Annotated in this window: 11 protein-coding genes; 8 read left to right on the top strand and 3 right to left on the bottom strand. The window is 66.1% G+C overall.

Features of this window, described 5'->3' with window-relative positions; translation table 11 throughout:
- Positions 1–49 precede the first annotated feature (49 nt).
- Genes QRO95_RS06870 through QRO95_RS06845 form a run of 6 tightly spaced genes read left to right on the top strand, consistent with a single transcriptional unit; the run spans position 50 to position 8,060 of the window.
- A complete protein-coding gene (locus QRO95_RS06870) occupies positions 50–1,489 on the top strand; it encodes a polysaccharide lyase 6 family protein (protein ID WP_180837169.1) in 1,440 nt (479 codons plus the stop codon).
- Entirely contained in the window at positions 1,486–3,714 is a 2,229-nt protein-coding gene (locus tag QRO95_RS06865; RefSeq protein WP_285302066.1) for an oligoalginate lyase, read from the top strand. Before QRO95_RS06870 ends, QRO95_RS06865 begins: the two co-directional genes overlap by 4 nt.
- Positions 3,711–5,015: an MFS transporter gene (locus QRO95_RS06860; protein ID WP_285302065.1), complete on the top strand. Its 1,305-nt coding sequence runs from the start codon at positions 3,711–3,713 to the stop codon at positions 5,013–5,015. Before QRO95_RS06865 ends, QRO95_RS06860 begins: the two co-directional genes overlap by 4 nt.
- A 60-nt stretch (positions 5,016–5,075) precedes the next feature.
- Entirely contained in the window at positions 5,076–5,828 is a 753-nt protein-coding gene (locus QRO95_RS06855) for an SDR family NAD(P)-dependent oxidoreductase (protein WP_180837175.1), read from the top strand.
- Positions 5,829–5,842: 14 nt separating this feature from the next.
- Positions 5,843–7,030, top strand: a complete 1,188-nt coding sequence (locus QRO95_RS06850; RefSeq protein ID WP_285302062.1) for a GDSL-type esterase/lipase family protein — start codon at positions 5,843–5,845, stop codon at positions 7,028–7,030.
- A gap of 10 nt (positions 7,031–7,040) precedes the next feature.
- Complete coding sequence (locus tag QRO95_RS06845; protein ID WP_285302061.1) at positions 7,041–8,060, top strand: sugar kinase; 1,020 nt, start codon at positions 7,041–7,043, stop codon at positions 8,058–8,060.
- Positions 8,061–8,072: 12 nt separating this feature from the next.
- Here QRO95_RS06845 and QRO95_RS06840 read toward each other — a convergent pair whose 3' ends face one another.
- From QRO95_RS06840 to QRO95_RS06830, 3 genes are all read right to left on the bottom strand, one after another.
- Positions 8,073–8,225 carry a hypothetical protein gene (locus tag QRO95_RS06840; protein ID WP_157805904.1) on the bottom strand — a complete coding sequence of 51 codons (153 nt, stop codon included), beginning with the start codon at positions 8,223–8,225 and terminating at the stop codon, positions 8,073–8,075.
- Between the two features lie 48 nt (positions 8,226–8,273).
- The gene (locus QRO95_RS06835; protein WP_285302060.1) at positions 8,274–9,725 is read right to left on the bottom strand and encodes a S41 family peptidase; all 1,452 of its coding nucleotides are present in this window, start codon (positions 9,723–9,725) and stop codon (positions 8,274–8,276) included.
- Positions 9,726–9,812: 87 nt separating this feature from the next.
- Complete coding sequence (locus QRO95_RS06830; RefSeq protein ID WP_032127239.1) at positions 9,813–11,387, bottom strand: alpha/beta fold hydrolase; 1,575 nt, start codon at positions 11,385–11,387, stop codon at positions 9,813–9,815.
- Positions 11,388–11,538: 151 nt separating this feature from the next.
- On the opposite strand from QRO95_RS06830, the gene QRO95_RS06825 reads away from it, so the two are divergent.
- The gene (locus QRO95_RS06825; RefSeq protein WP_404830337.1) at positions 11,539–12,843 is read left to right on the top strand and encodes a hypothetical protein; all 1,305 of its coding nucleotides are present in this window, start codon (positions 11,539–11,541) and stop codon (positions 12,841–12,843) included.
- 288 nt (positions 12,844–13,131) lie between these two features.
- Positions 13,132–13,872, top strand: a complete 741-nt coding sequence (locus QRO95_RS06820; protein ID WP_164079510.1) for a DNA/RNA non-specific endonuclease — start codon at positions 13,132–13,134, stop codon at positions 13,870–13,872.
- Positions 13,873–13,928: the final 56 nt, after the last annotated feature.

The following is a 13,928-nucleotide window of genomic DNA, read 5'->3' as shown; positions in this document are numbered from 1 at the left end:
ATGCAGACCCACCCTGAAACGACGGCCCGGCCGTCTCTGGAAGGATTTCATGCGCATTCGTCCGCTTGCTCGACATCCGCTCAACAATCCATCGCTGTTCTGCCTGACCACTGGTCTGGCAATGTGCCTGACCACTTCAGCGGCAAGTGCAGCCAGCTGGCTCGTCCACGATGTCGCTGAGTTCACTACCGCCGCCTCGGCGCTGCAGCCCGGCGATGAGATCGTGTTGGCTGACGGCACCTGGACCGACGCGCGGTTGCTGCTGAAAGGCCAGGGCACGGCAGCCGCGCCGATCGTGTTGCGCGCGCAGACCGCCGGCAAGGTCGTCCTCAGCGGACGTTCGGACCTGCGCCTGGCGGGCAGCTACCTGCAGGTGTCCAACCTGGTGTTCCGCAACGGCTATACGCCGGGTGATGCGGTGGTGGCGTTCCGCGAATCCAGCAAGGCGGTGGCCCGCCACAGCCGGGTGACCGGCCTGGTGATCGATGACTACACCAACCCCGATGCCAGCGACCAGGACTACTGGGTATCGCTGTATGGCAGCAACAACCGGTTGGATCACAGCCAGCTGCGCGGCAAGACCAACGCAGGGCCCACGGTAGTGGTGGTGCGCGATGCCACCCAGGGCCTGGACAACCAGCACCGCATCGACCACAACTGGTTCGGACCGCGCCCGGCGCTGGGCGTCAATGGCGGCGAAACCCTCCGCGTCGGCACCAGCGACACTTCGTTGAGCGATTCCAACAGTACGGTGGAGAACAACTGGTTCGAAGGCTGCGACGGCGAGACCGAGATCATCAGCAACAAGTCCGGCGGCAATACCTACCGCGGCAACGTGTTCTACCGTTCGGCCGGCGCGCTCACGCTACGCCATGGCAACGGCAACCGGGTGATCGACAACGTGTTCCTGGGCGACGACAAGGCCGGCACCGGCGGCGTGCGCATCATCAATGCCGACCAGACCGTCAGCAACAATTACTTCGAACGATTGGCCGGCTCCAGCAACCGTTCCGCGCTGGCGGTGATGGACGCGCAGGCAGATCCGCCGCTGTCCGGCTATGCGCCGGTGGTGAATGCCACGATCAACCGCAATACCTTCGTGGACGTGGCGAAGATCAGTTTCGGCGTCGGCCATGATGAAGCCAAGGGCATCGTGGTCGCCGCCAGCAACAGCCGCTTCAGCGCCAACCTGATCGTCAACCGCACCAGCAGGAACCCGCCGAATGCCGCCAGTTCGCTGGCCGGCATCGACTTCAGTGGCAACGTGCAGTCACCGGCAGCCAGCACCGTATTCCCGGGCGGCGTAGAGGGGCGTGGCGTCAGCCTGCAGCAGGCTGCCAGCGGATTGTGGGTGGCCGCGCCCGCCCTGCCCGCCGTGGGTGCCGATCCTGCCCTGGCGATGACCGCGCGCGAGGCAACCGGCGTCGACTGGTATCCCAAGGTGGGCGAAGTTGCCCTGTCACGCACCCGCAATGGAGTTGATCGATGAGGTTGCAGCCGCTGTTCGTCTCCCTGGCCCTGGCCACCCCCTTTGCCCTGCTGCCGGCCGCGCCGCTGTTCGCAGCCCCCGCTGCCGCAGCGAGGCAGGCCGACACCGCGCCGGTGCTGGTGACCGCAGCGCAGTGGCAGCGGATGGCCAGCGAAGGCGGCCGCTACCCGTGGTTCGCCAAGGAACAGGCGCGCACGGAAAAATCGCTGAAGAAGATGATGAAGGCCGGCATCGACGTGCCGGTACCGAAGGACAAGGGCGGCGGCCGCACCCATGAACAGCACAAGCGCAACTACCAGGCCCTGATGGCGGCCGGCACCCTGTACCGGCTGACCGGCGACAAGGTCTATGTCGACTACGCGCGCGACATGCTGCTGCAGTACGCCAGGCTCTACCCCACCCTGGGCCCGCACCCCGAAGGCCGCGGACAGATTCCAGGCCGCGTGTTCTGGCAGGTGCTCAACGATTCGGTGTGGCTGGTCAACGCCATCCAGGGCTACGACGCGATCCGCGACGCGCTGTCCGCCGAGGACCGCGACACCATCGAATCGAAGGTGTTCCGGCCGATGGCTGAGTTCCTCGTCAGCGAGCCGAAGAACTACGACCAGATCCACAACCATGCCACCTGGGCGGTGGCCGCCACTGGCATGACCGGCTACGTGCTGCGCGACCCTGAGCTGGTGGAGAAATCGTTGCGCGGTAGCCAGAAGAACGATCAGTTCGGCTTCCTTCGCCAGATCGACCTGCTGTTCTCGCCCGATGGCTATTACGAGGAAGGCCCGTACTACCAGCGCTACGCACTGGCACCGTTCCTGCTGTTCGCCAACGCCATCGAACGCAACGAGCCGCAGCGCAGGATCTTCGCGCGCCGCGACGGCGTGCTGCTGAAGGCCGTGGATGTGCTGGTGCAGTCCAGCTATGACGGCCTGTTCTTCCCGATCAACGATGCCATCCTGGACAAGGGCATCGATACCGAGGAACTGGTGGCCGGTATCGGCATTGCCTATGCGCGCACCGGTGACGACCGCCTGTTGTCGGTGGCCCAGCAGCAGAAACGCCTGCTGTTGTCCCCCGAGGGACTGCAGGTGGCGCAAGCACTGGCCGCCAACAAGGCCAAGCCCTTCGATTACCGTCCGATGCTGCTGCGCGATGGCCCGGACGGCGACCGCGGTGGCCTGGCGATCCTGCGCATGAACGGCGAACGCGGCCAGGCGCTGGTGCAGAAGGACACGATGCAGGGCATGGGCCATGGCCACTTCGACAAACTCAACTGGTTGTTCTACGACAACGGCAATCCGGTGGTGACTGACTACGGCGCTGCCCGCTTCCTCAACGTGGAAGCCAAGCGGGGTGGCATCTACCTGGCCGAGAACCGCAGCTGGGCCAAACAGACCGTGGCCCACAACACCCTGGTGGTGGACGAACAGAGCCACTTCAAGGGCGACTGGAAGCGCGGCGAGGAGCATGCCCCGCAGGTGCGCTTCTTCCAGGCCGATGCCGATACCCAGGTTGCCTCGGCGACCATGCGCGATGCCTACCCCGGCGTGGTGTTCACCCGCACCCAGGCGCTGCTGCGCCACCCCGACCTGGGCCTGCCGGTGGTGCTGGACCTGCTGCAGGTACACGGCGACAAGGCCGCGCGCTACGACCTGCCGCTGCACTTCAACGGCCACATCGTCACCACCGGCTTCGAGGCAGAACACTTCCCCACCCAGCGCCCGGTGCTGGGCAAGGACAACGGCTACCAGCACCTGTGGCTGGATGCACGCAGCACGCCCGGCAGCGAACCGCGTTCGCTGGCGTGGCTGCTGGATGGGCGCTTCTACACCTTCCGCTTCGGCAGCAGTGCGCCGGCACAGGCGCTGCTGGTGGAAAGTGGTGCCAACGATCCGGAGTTCAACCTGCGCCGTGAACCGGCCCTGCTGCAGCGCGTGGAAGGCCAGAGGGACGTGACCTTCTTCAGCGTGCTGGAGCCGCATGGCGAGTACAACGGCACCGCCGAGTACGTGCACGGTGCGGACAGCCGCATCAAGGACATCGTGCGCAGCCGGGGCAGCGATGCAGAGGTGATCGAACTGCGCCTGGCCAGCGGCGCACGCATCGCCCTCGGCGTGGCCGACGACAGCAGCGCCAAGGGCGAGCACAGCGTCACCGTGGACGGCCATGCCTACCGCTGGAGCGGCAGCCATGCGCGCATGGACCGCAGCAAGGGTGACGGAAAATGAACGGCCCTGCCGTGGTGGCCAACCTGCGCAAGGTGCCGGTGCGTTCAGCAGTGCGCTGGTTGATCGTGGGCCTGATCGCCATCGCTACGGTCATCAACTACATCGACCGCAATGCACTGGCGGTGATGTGGCCGGAAATCGCCAGGGAAGTAGGCGCGACCAAGGACGACTATGCCCTGCTGGTAACGGTGTTCATGCTGTTCTACGCCGCCGGCCAGTTCCTGTTCGGGCGCCTGTTCGACATGATCGGCACGCGCCTGGGGTTCGCCCTGTCGATCAGCGTGTGGTCGATCTCGATCGCGCTGCACTCGATCACCCATTCGATGCTTTCCTTCAGCCTGGTAAGGGCGATGCTCGGCATCAGCGAAGCGGGTGCGTGGCCCGGCGCGGTCAAGGCCAATGCCGAGTGGTTCCCTGCGCGCGAACGCGCGTTGGCGCAGGGCGTGTTCAACGCGGGTGCGTCGATCGGCGCGATCGTCTCCGCACCCGCCATCGCAGGCTTGTACCTGTGGCTGGGCTGGCGCGGCACCTTCGTGCTGGTCGGTGCGATCGGCTTCCTGTGGCTGCTGCCGTGGCTGTTTGTCTACCGCGCCGGGCCGGACAAGCATCCGTGGGTGAGCGATGCCGAGCGCCGGCTGATCCAGCAAGACCAGGCCGGGCAGCAGACAGAGGCGGCGCCCAAAGCCAGCGTGCGCGAGCTGCTGGCCCATCGCCAGAGCTGGGGCATGCTCGCCTGCCGCTTCCTGCTGGATCCTATCTGGTGGCTGTTCGTGTCCTGGCTGCCGATCTATCTCGCTGAAACCTTCGGCTTCGACATCAAGCAGATCGGCCTGTTCGCCTGGGTACCCTTCGTCGGCGCGATGCTGGGCAGCCTCAGTGGCGGCTGGCTGTCGGGTCGCATGATCCGCGCCGGACACAGCGTGGACCGCGCCCGTAAGCTGGCCATCACCCTGGGGTGCGTGATCATGGCCCCTGCCCTGCTGGGTGCTGTGCTGGCCAACCAGCCGCTGCTGGCGGTGCTGGCGATCGCTGCGGTGCTGTTCGGCTTCCAGGTAGCCATCGGCAACATCCAGACCCTGCCCGGCGACCTGTTCGACGGCCGTTCGGTGGGCACGCTGGCAGGCCTGGGTGGCCTGGCGGCGGTCGCCGGCACCTTGATCACCACCTGGCTGGTGCCGGTGCTGACCCGCCACTCCTACGCCCCGATCTTCATCCTCGTTGCCGCGCTGGTGCCGCTGTCGCTGGCTGTGCTGTGGTGGTGGACCGGACCTATCCAGAAGCTCGACCGTCGCGGCGGCTGAGCCTGGGTCTCCTTCTTTTCCAAGTACTTCCATTCCCCCGCAAACCAAGGAGTTTTCCGCATGTCGTTCCAGGACAAGGTGGCCATTGTCACCGGTGGTGGCCGCGATATCGGCCGCGCCGTTTCGATCAAACTGGCTGCCGCCGGTGCACGCGTCTGCATCAACTACGCCCATGATGAAGCCAGTGCCCAGGAAACGCTGGCAAAGATCCAGGCGGCCGGTGGCCAGGCCATCGTGCATCGCGCCGACGTCACCGATGCCGCCGCCGTGGCCGGCCTGGTCGCTGCGGTACAGGCCGCGTTCGGCGAGCGTATCGACCTGCTGGTGAACGTGGCCGGTGGCATGGTGCAGCGTCGGCCGCTAGCTGACATCGACCCGGCGTTCTTCCACGCCGTGATGGACCTGAATCTGACCTCGACCTACCTGACCACGCACGCGGTGGTGCCACACATGCGCGACGGCGCAGCCATCGTCAACTTCGCCTCTCAGGCAGGTCGTGATGGCGGCGGCCCGGGCGCATCGATCTACGCCACCGCCAAGGCGGCAGTAATGACCTTCACCCGTGCCATGGCCAAGGAGCTGGGGCCGAAGGGCATCCGCGTGAATGCACTGTGCTGCGGCATGATCGCCACCCGTTTCCATGACGAGTTCACCAAGCCGGAAGTACGCACGGCCGTTGCTGGCGCTACCCCGCTGCGCCGCCAAGGGGCACCGGACGAAGCCGCCGACGCTGCGGTATTCCTGGCCTCGGATGCGGCGGCGTTCATCACCGGTGCGAATCTGGACGTCAACGGCGGCACCTACTTCTCCTGACTGGAATCCTGACCATGCAGCGCTGGACGCTCCTGCTTTCATTGACGATCTGTTCCGCCGCAGCTGCGCCCGGCGCGTTGGCCGCACCGGTCTGGGTCACCGCGTGGACCGCCTCGCCGGCACCGGACCGCAAGGATGGCACCGCCGAGGCCCCCGTACAGTTCGCCGCGCAGACCGTGCGCCAGGACATGCGCATCGGCAGCCGTGGCGACGCGTTGCGGCTGCGCATCAGCAACGAACTCGGCACGGCGCCGTTACGGGTCGAGGACCTGCGCGCAGGAGTGAAAAACGGCACGTCCGCTCCTCTGCCGGTAACGGTGGATGGCCGCGCGGTCATCGAGGTGCCGGTGGGTGCCGCGCTGCTGAGCGACCCGGTACCGATGCCGGTGACGCCGCTGCAGGAGATCAGCGTGACGGCCTACTTTCCGCAACCGACCCGCCCGGCGGTGCGCCGCACCGAAGTGCGGGTAGCGGACGGCAGGCAGACATCGGTTGCCGACAGCGTGCGGCTGAGCTACCAGCAGAACGTGTTCTCGGCCGTGATGGTGCAGCGCGCTGATCGTCCCCAGGTGATCGTGGCACTCGGCGATTCCATCACGGAAGGTGCCACCGCCCGTCGCGGAACCTTCAACCAGTGGCCGGAGCGATTGGCGCAGCGCCTGCAGCAAGCCTGCCCGAACCGGTTCGTGGTACTCAATCAGGGCATCAGCGGCAACAAGCTGCTTGACCATGGCCGCAGCCACAGCGCCCTGTCACGATTGGATCGCGATGTGATCGCGGTGGCCGATGCCGATCAGGTCATCCTGTTCGAGGGCATCAATGACATCCGCCACGGTGGTGGCACGCAGCCGCTGCCTGGACGCAGTGCGGCGGACATGCTGCTGGGCTATCAGCAGGTTGCAGCGCGACTGCATGCGCACGGCATCCGCGCCTGGCTGGGTACGTTGACCCCATTCGGTGGTTCCGAGCGCTACGAGCCCGTGTCCGCAGCGACCCGCACCTCGATCAACCAGTGGGCACGCGGTGGGAAGACCGGGTTCGATGGCATCATCGATTTCGATGCCGCGCTGCGTGACCCGAAGGCCGTGGAATCGTTGCCCAACGACATCACCCGCGACCATCTGCATCCCAATGACGAAGGCTACCGGCGCATGGCCGATGCCATCGATCTGCGCATGCTGGGCTGCACCCCCACCGAGTGAGAGAGAACCGATGAGCCGCGTCGTTTGTTTCGGTGAACTGCTGCTGCGCCTGGGCGCACCCGGTCGTGAACTGCTGCTGCAGACACCGCAGCTGCAGGTCCACGTGGGGGGCGCCGAGGCCAATGTGGCAGTCTCACTGGCCTGTTTCGGCCACGATGTGCAGATGGTCAGTACGGTGCCCGGCAACGCGCTGGGCCGGCATGCTGTGGCCGAGCTGCGGCGGCATGGTGTGGGCGTGGCAGGTGTGCGTGAAGTGGAGGCTGACCGCATGGGCCTGTATTTCCTGGCCACCGGCGCGCTGCAGCGCGCCAGTGAAGTGGTGTATGACCGGGCGGGTTCGGCATTCGCCAACACTGCCCTTGCCGACCATGATTGGCCAACGCTGTTGCGTGATGCGCAGTGGCTGCACCTCTCCGGCGTCAGTCCGGCACTGGGTGCCAATGTGGCCGAATCCGTCTTGAGCGCTGCACGGGCCGCACGCAGGTCAGGCGTGCGTGTGTCCTTCGACGGCAACTACCGACCTTCGCTCTGGCAGCGCTGGGGCGGCAACGCCGCCGCCATCCTGCGGGAACTGTTCGCAGAGGCGGATATCGTCCTTGCCGACCATCGCGATATCGAACTGGTGCTGGGACTGCGCTTCGCCGAGGACAGCCCCATCGCGCGGACCGAGGCGGCTGCAGCGGCCGCGTTCGCGGCCCTCCCGCACCTGCAGTGGCTGGCCTGCACCCAGCGCGACGTGGTGAGTGCAGACCATCACATCCTGGGCGCGCTGCTGTTGGGACGCGACGGTACCCGTGCGCAGGCCCCCTCGCGGCCATTGCCCGGTATCGTTGATCGCATCGGCGGCGGCGATGCATTCGCGGCAGGCATCCTGCACGGGCTGGCGTCCGGGTTCGATGCAGAGAGCACCGTGCGCTTCGGTCTGGCGGCAGGTGCGCTGAAGCACTCCATTCCCGGAGACTTCAGTCCCGTGTGCGAGGCCGAGGTCTGGGCGCTGCTGGAGAGTGACCAGTTCGACGTCCGGCGCTGATCTCGCTCCGCCCTACAGGCCGCTCAGCCTGGCCAGCGGCACACGTACGCCGACCATGTACATCAGCAGCGCCACGCCGAGCAATGCACCGGGTGTCAGCATCCAACGACGGAAGGCTCCTGCCCGCGATGGCGGCCTGGCAGCACTGGGTGGCGGGATGTTCATGCGATCCTCTCCTGCGGAATTCAGCCCTGCACGAGGTCCTGCGCGCACTTACAGCGTCAGCAGCCACGCTTCCAGCGCCCGGGTGTCGCGCATGTCGCCCATATAGCGATGATCGGGCACGTGCGGTTCATTCGAACCACGTACCCGCCCACGGAACACCTTCATCGGCACCGAGATCCTGGCCAGCCCGCTGGGCAACCGCTCCGGCCGCACATCCATGTACAGACTGTCGGCGGAGGTCTCGACGCCCACCTGCACCGCGCCCAGCCGCTTCCAGAGGTCCAATGCATCCAGGCAGGCCGAGCCACAGGAAGCATCGGCCACAACCAGGACCCTGCCCTTGCGCACAGGTCCGGCCTGGCTTGGGGCGGATGCTGGATCTGCGCTGGCCTCGGATGGCTCGCGCCACAAAGCCTCACCCCGGCCGCGAGCCTGCGCCATGCCTGCCGTCACCGATTCCAGCATGCGACGCAGCTCAGGCGACGCGTCGGGCGCCTGTTCCAGCTTCTGCAGGAAGCCGCGAAGCCGGGCGATGTTGCCCTCCGAGGTCCGCCACTCTACCCAGCTGCGGTCGGGCAGCGCGTCGACAGCGGCCCGGCCCCAGATCAATCGCGCCAGCTCGATGCTCCATTGCGAAGCACCGCCAGTGTTGCCACGCACGTCCAGCACCACCGTCGGTGCCTGCTGCAGCCCTTCGGCTTGCGGTTCAAGCTGCTCAAGCAGCGCGGTCAGTTCCTTGAAGTTCTGCTCCGAAGGGTCGGCATTGAAGCTGCTGGTGGTGATCCAGTAACTGCCATCGGGCATCGCGTGCCAGCCGTTGGGGGGACGGAAGCTGCGCCGGGTATCAGCCAAGCGCTCCTTGCGCTGTGCTGCCTGCAGCGGGTGCCACCGCAGTGCATAGGATGTCTCGCGTCCGCCCACCTGGAAAACGCAGGTACGCAATGCAGGCACGTATGGATTGCCCTGTTCTAGCAGCACTTCACCACCACCCTGGATGCGGCTGGCCTGCAGGTTCCAGCGACCGCTGAAGTCACCCACCCGGCGTACAGCCAGCGTCTGCGCATCAATGCCGTCACACGACAGCAATTGCGCGCCCAGCGGCGGATGGCCCGGACCACCATCCACGGTCATGACCACCTGCGCATCGCCGTCGAAGCCGGTCAGGAAGCCCGGCCACTGCGTTGGAAGATCGGGAGCATCGGCAAGCGCGTTGAGGCTGACATGCCCATCGTTGAAGGAGGCCGCATAGCCCTTCATCGCCCACCAGTAGCCCGGGTAGCTGGCGACCCGTTCGGCGCGCGAGCGTGCAAGCGCCAGGGCATCGTCCAGCTGTGCGCCGAAACCAGGATTGCGCAGGTCCACGGCGCCCGGATGGCTGCCGCGCATGGCGGCGTCGGCAGCGTCCAGATCCTTCAACAGCGTATCCGACCCGTCGATCGGCGCGCCTTGCGCGTTAGGTGCCGCAAGCGCTGCACCGAGCAACAGCCAAGCAATGACCATGGATTCTTCCCGTCCCCGGAACAAACGCCAGTCTCGCAGTTCTACTGCCTGGCGTACCGCGCCCGCCGCAACGGGCGCGGCCTTCCATCAATGCAGCGGCACCTTCAACACCGAAGGTGCATTGGCCGGCGAACTGAAAGTCACCGTGCCACCCAGCTGGCTGATGCCCGCATACCGCAGGTCCACGGTGTCCACCACCAGGGTCAGGCGGCTGCCGGCCGGAAGGTTCCAGCTGCTGGCTTCCAACCGCAGGTCGATGGTCTTCGCCTGCCCCGGCGTGGCACCACGCAGCGTATAGGGCTTGTGGCTGATCAGCTGGCCGTTGCCCAGCACATCCTCGGCGTACAGGTAGGCGTACAGCGTGGTGTTGGCGCGGCTGGGCGTGACGGTCAAGCGTACCTCCGGCGTTCCATCCAGGCGCTGCGCACTCCACTGGATCGGCCCCTGCCAGACACCTGCGGCGTTGCGGCCCACGAAGGGCACATAGGCACCGGGCGGCAGGTTGATCATCTGCAATGCACCGGAGGCCATCGCCACGCCGGAATTGGCGGCGGTCAGCAGCCCGCTTCCGATCCGGTAACTCCAGCCGGTGCTGCTGCCGCTCGCGACGAGGCCGCCCGTGGGCAGCAGAAGTCCTTTGGGTGCGCTCAGCGCATAGCTGACAGCGCCGGCATTGGTCGCCTCCCAGTTCGGATAGGTACTCCAGCTGCCCTTCTGCGATTTCAGCTGTACTGCAGGCTGGCGGTCGATGCCATTGGCTTCACCCTTGAGGTAATGGTCGAACCAGTCGCCCACCGAATCGTAGACCTCGTTGGGAACACCCAGAGCGCCAAAGGCTTCGTTGAGCGCATGATCGCCATGGCGCAGCTGCAACTGCTTGGGGCCTTTCAACCGGGTGAAGAAATCGACCAGCTGGCCCGGCGGGAACAGGCTGTCGTTGAAGGCGTTGGCGAGGAACACCGCTGGCTGGTTGGCGTTGATCTCATCGATGCTGGACCCGGGGCTGCGCTGCGCCGCCACCGGCAACAGCGAATCCACCGCGCCCTGGTAGTTGCCGACCAGTACATTGCGATTGATGGTCGTCAGTTCCGGTCCCGGGCGGCCGGTGGCCAGGCCGGCTGCCACCAGCAAGGCGATGCCCTGCGCGCTGGGGGTGTCGTTGCTGTACAGCGAGGCCTGCAGATCGGCCCAGCCACTCAGCGCCGCCACGGCCTTGATGCGTGGATCGCGCGCCGCCGCCAGCAGGCTGGTGCCTGCGCCGTAGGAGATGCCCGAAACGCCGATCCGGGCCGGATCGGCGCGGGTGTTGTCCAGCGCCCAATCAATCAGGGCGCTGACATCTTCGACCGTGGCTGGCCCTGCGATGTCGATGCTGCCGCCGGACTCCCAGAAACCCCGCGAGCTGTAGCTGATCACCACATAGCCGCGCCGCGCCAGCGACTGCGCCACCCCCACATACTCCACGCTGGGTACCGCCCAGCTGCTGGGCATCACCAGCAGTGGATAGCGCCCGCTGCCCGCGTCCTGCGGTTCGATGACGAAGGCCCCGAGAGGCGTTCCATCCCAGCTGGGAATGGTCCGGTGGGTGGTCTTGACCGTGGCGGCCCAGGCGGTGGGCGCCAGTCCGGTCAGCAGGATCAACAGCAGCAATACCTTGCGCATCGTCGTCTGTCCCGTCGGTGGTGGTGCAACGGGTTGGACCGTACCAGTGCGAATGGTGGGTGGCACCTTGCGACGCAACATGACGTTTGCTGCATTGCCGGCCTATGGGATCGATGCTATGAGAGCTGGGCCCCAAGGATGAATGGACGTCATGAGGTCACGCTTCCTGCTCTTCGCTGTACTGGCGCTATGTGCGCAACGAACCGTGATGGCCAACGAGCAGGCGTTCTCCGATGCGGCGGCCCGCGAGGTCTTCCGGCGCGCCGAACAGCTCTGCAACGGAGACCGGGGTCGATTGTGGGGTCAATCCCTGTGCGGGCCGATGATGCTGGTGGATCCAAAGAGCCGGCAGGTCATCGCCTCGCAGGCAGACGCACATGGTGCGCTGAAGCAGCGCGGCGATGTGTTCGCAGGCCAGCTTCCATCTGATGCGATCGTCGCCAACACCGCCGTGGACTGGTCCGGCATACGCTGGACGCAGCTGCTCTGGCCATTGCCGCAGGACGCGTCCCGACGCAGCACGCTGCTGGCTCACGAAATGTTCCATCGCCTGCAGCCGGCGCTGCCCATCATCGCGCCGGCGGAAGGTGGAAACGAACACCTCGACACGCTTGAAGGACGCTACTGGCTGCAACTGGAATGGCGCGCGCTTGCGGACGCACTCGAATCCACCGATGCAGTAGCGCAGCACACTGCGATGACGGACGCACTCGCATTCCGCGCCGAGCGCTACCGCCGGTTCCCTGCGGCCGCGCAGGAAGAAGCGGCGCTGGAATTGAACGAGGGCCTGGCCGAGTACACCGGCGTGTTCGTCGGCAATCCGACGCCGTCGACACGTATCCAGGCGGCACTGCATGACCTTCGCGCACACGTGGGTGATCGCAGCTTCGTCCGCTCTTTCGCCTATGCCACCGGCCCGGCCTATGGCCTGCTGCTGGACCAGGCGGCACCTGGCTGGCGCGGCGACCTCGCCCACCAGGCTCGCGATCTCGGCACGCGTCTGGCCGAAGTGACGCAGGCCCCATTGCAGCTGGACGCGACCGCGCTGGGAGCGGCTGCCGCGCGCTATGACGGGCCGGAGCTGCACGAAGCCGAAACGCTGCGCGAACAGCAGCGCCTTGCGCAGCTGGAACACAACCGTGCGCGCTTCGTGACAGGCCCGGTCGTGCGCCTGGATCTGCGCAACATGCGCATCCAGTTCGATCCCAACACCATGCAGCCGTTGCCAGGCCAAGGCATGGTGTATCCAGCAATGCGGCTGTCCGACATCTGGGGCAGCCTGGATGTCACCGACGGTGCGTTGCTGCAGAGCGACTGGAAGGTCGTATTCGTGCAGGCCCCGGCAAGTGCTGAACCGCCACTGGAGGGGCCGGGGTGGTCGCTGAGCCTGAAGCCGGGATGGTCGCTGGTGCCGGGAACACGCAAGGGCGACTACGTGTTGAAGACGAACCCCTGACCATCGCTACAGGCAGCGCGATGTCCTAGCACGCCTGCGTTTCATCCACGCGCCGCATGATCTGACACATCTCCAGTGCTTGCGCGCTGTCACAGCTTCGTCGTTTCGCCATTGACCGAAAGACGACAGCTTGTGACGCTTACGACACCGCACGGCCTCCGCGGCCCTGTCATCGCGGTCACGTCCCACGCATTCCGCACTACCCGACTACGCAGTGTCCTCACATGACCTCGCTCCGGCCCGGTCGTAGCGGACGGCTGCGCTCTGAACTTCTGCTGGAGAATCGCAATGCGCCTTGCAGGTTTCTTCTTCGCGTTCGTCCTCAGTACCTTCGCCGGTGCCGCCCAGGCCCAGGTCGTCACCCTCAACAAGGGCGGCTTCGTGCTCACCTACGACTGCAGCATCCACAGCGCCACCCGCTACGAATACACGCTCACCGCCGACACCGGCTCCGCCGCGCGCCCGTCCAGCTTCTACAAAGACCCGGACCTGCCGGCCGGCTGCCTCGGCCAGAACAGCACCGCGTCGTATGCCAGCATCCGCAGCGGCTATGACCGCGGCCATCTGGTGACCTCCAACCACATGGACTACAACGCGACCTACATCCGTCGCGCCAACTACATGACCAACATCGTTCCGCAGGTTTCCAGCTTCAATCAGGGCGTCTGGGTGAAGGCCGAAAACGTGGCCGAGTGCTACCGCGACATCGCGCCGGTGGATGTCTACGGCGGCGTGGTCTATGGCGACGCGTCCAACGATTACTTCCTTGCCAGCCACGGCATTCCCACGCCGGAGTTCTTCTGGAAGACGATCATCACCCGCGACCCGAACACCGGCACCGCCAAGGCGATCAGCTGGATCATCCCGAATGAAGCGAACCTGGGCAGCCTGGACAGCTACCTGGTGACCATCGCCGACCTGGAGGAGCTGCTGGGCGCCAGCTATGTGGCGATCAACGCGCCCGCTTCGCTGAAGAACATGCTGCCGGCCACCACCTGGCCGCAGCCGGCGGGCTGTGATCTGAGCTGAGCTGAGCTGCCAGGACGCCCGTGCGGTCGCGATTCCGGCCGCACAGGCGCACTTCG

The sequence above is a fragment of the Stenotrophomonas maltophilia group sp. Smal13 genome (assembly GCF_030236855.1).
GTDB lineage: Bacteria > Pseudomonadota > Gammaproteobacteria > Xanthomonadales > Xanthomonadaceae > Stenotrophomonas > Stenotrophomonas maltophilia_A.
The sequence above is the reverse complement of the archived record's forward strand: the minus strand, read 5'-3'. Positions and strand labels throughout refer to the sequence as shown.

What these genes read in the sequence shown, in the direction of transcription:
- QRO95_RS06870 (WP_180837169.1), top strand. Translation starts at nt 50, where the DNA reads ATGCGCATTCGTCCGCTTGCTCGACATCCGCTCAACAATCCATCGCTG.
- QRO95_RS06865 (WP_285302066.1), top strand. Translation starts at nt 1,486, where the DNA reads ATGAGGTTGCAGCCGCTGTTCGTCTCCCTGGCCCTGGCCACCCCCTTT.
- QRO95_RS06860 (WP_285302065.1), top strand. Translation starts at nt 3,711, where the DNA reads ATGAACGGCCCTGCCGTGGTGGCCAACCTGCGCAAGGTGCCGGTGCGT.
- QRO95_RS06855 (WP_180837175.1), top strand. Translation starts at nt 5,076, where the DNA reads ATGTCGTTCCAGGACAAGGTGGCCATTGTCACCGGTGGTGGCCGCGAT.
- QRO95_RS06850 (WP_285302062.1), top strand. Translation starts at nt 5,843, where the DNA reads ATGCAGCGCTGGACGCTCCTGCTTTCATTGACGATCTGTTCCGCCGCA.
- QRO95_RS06845 (WP_285302061.1), top strand. Translation starts at nt 7,041, where the DNA reads ATGAGCCGCGTCGTTTGTTTCGGTGAACTGCTGCTGCGCCTGGGCGCA.
- QRO95_RS06840 (WP_157805904.1), bottom strand. Translation starts at nt 8,225, where the DNA reads ATGAACATCCCGCCACCCAGTGCTGCCAGGCCGCCATCGCGGGCAGGA.
- QRO95_RS06835 (WP_285302060.1), bottom strand. Translation starts at nt 9,725, where the DNA reads ATGGTCATTGCTTGGCTGTTGCTCGGTGCAGCGCTTGCGGCACCTAAC.
- QRO95_RS06830 (WP_032127239.1), bottom strand. Translation starts at nt 11,387, where the DNA reads ATGCGCAAGGTATTGCTGCTGTTGATCCTGCTGACCGGACTGGCGCCC.
- QRO95_RS06825 (WP_404830337.1), top strand. Translation starts at nt 11,539, where the DNA reads ATGAGGTCACGCTTCCTGCTCTTCGCTGTACTGGCGCTATGTGCGCAA.
- QRO95_RS06820 (WP_164079510.1), top strand. Translation starts at nt 13,132, where the DNA reads ATGCGCCTTGCAGGTTTCTTCTTCGCGTTCGTCCTCAGTACCTTCGCC.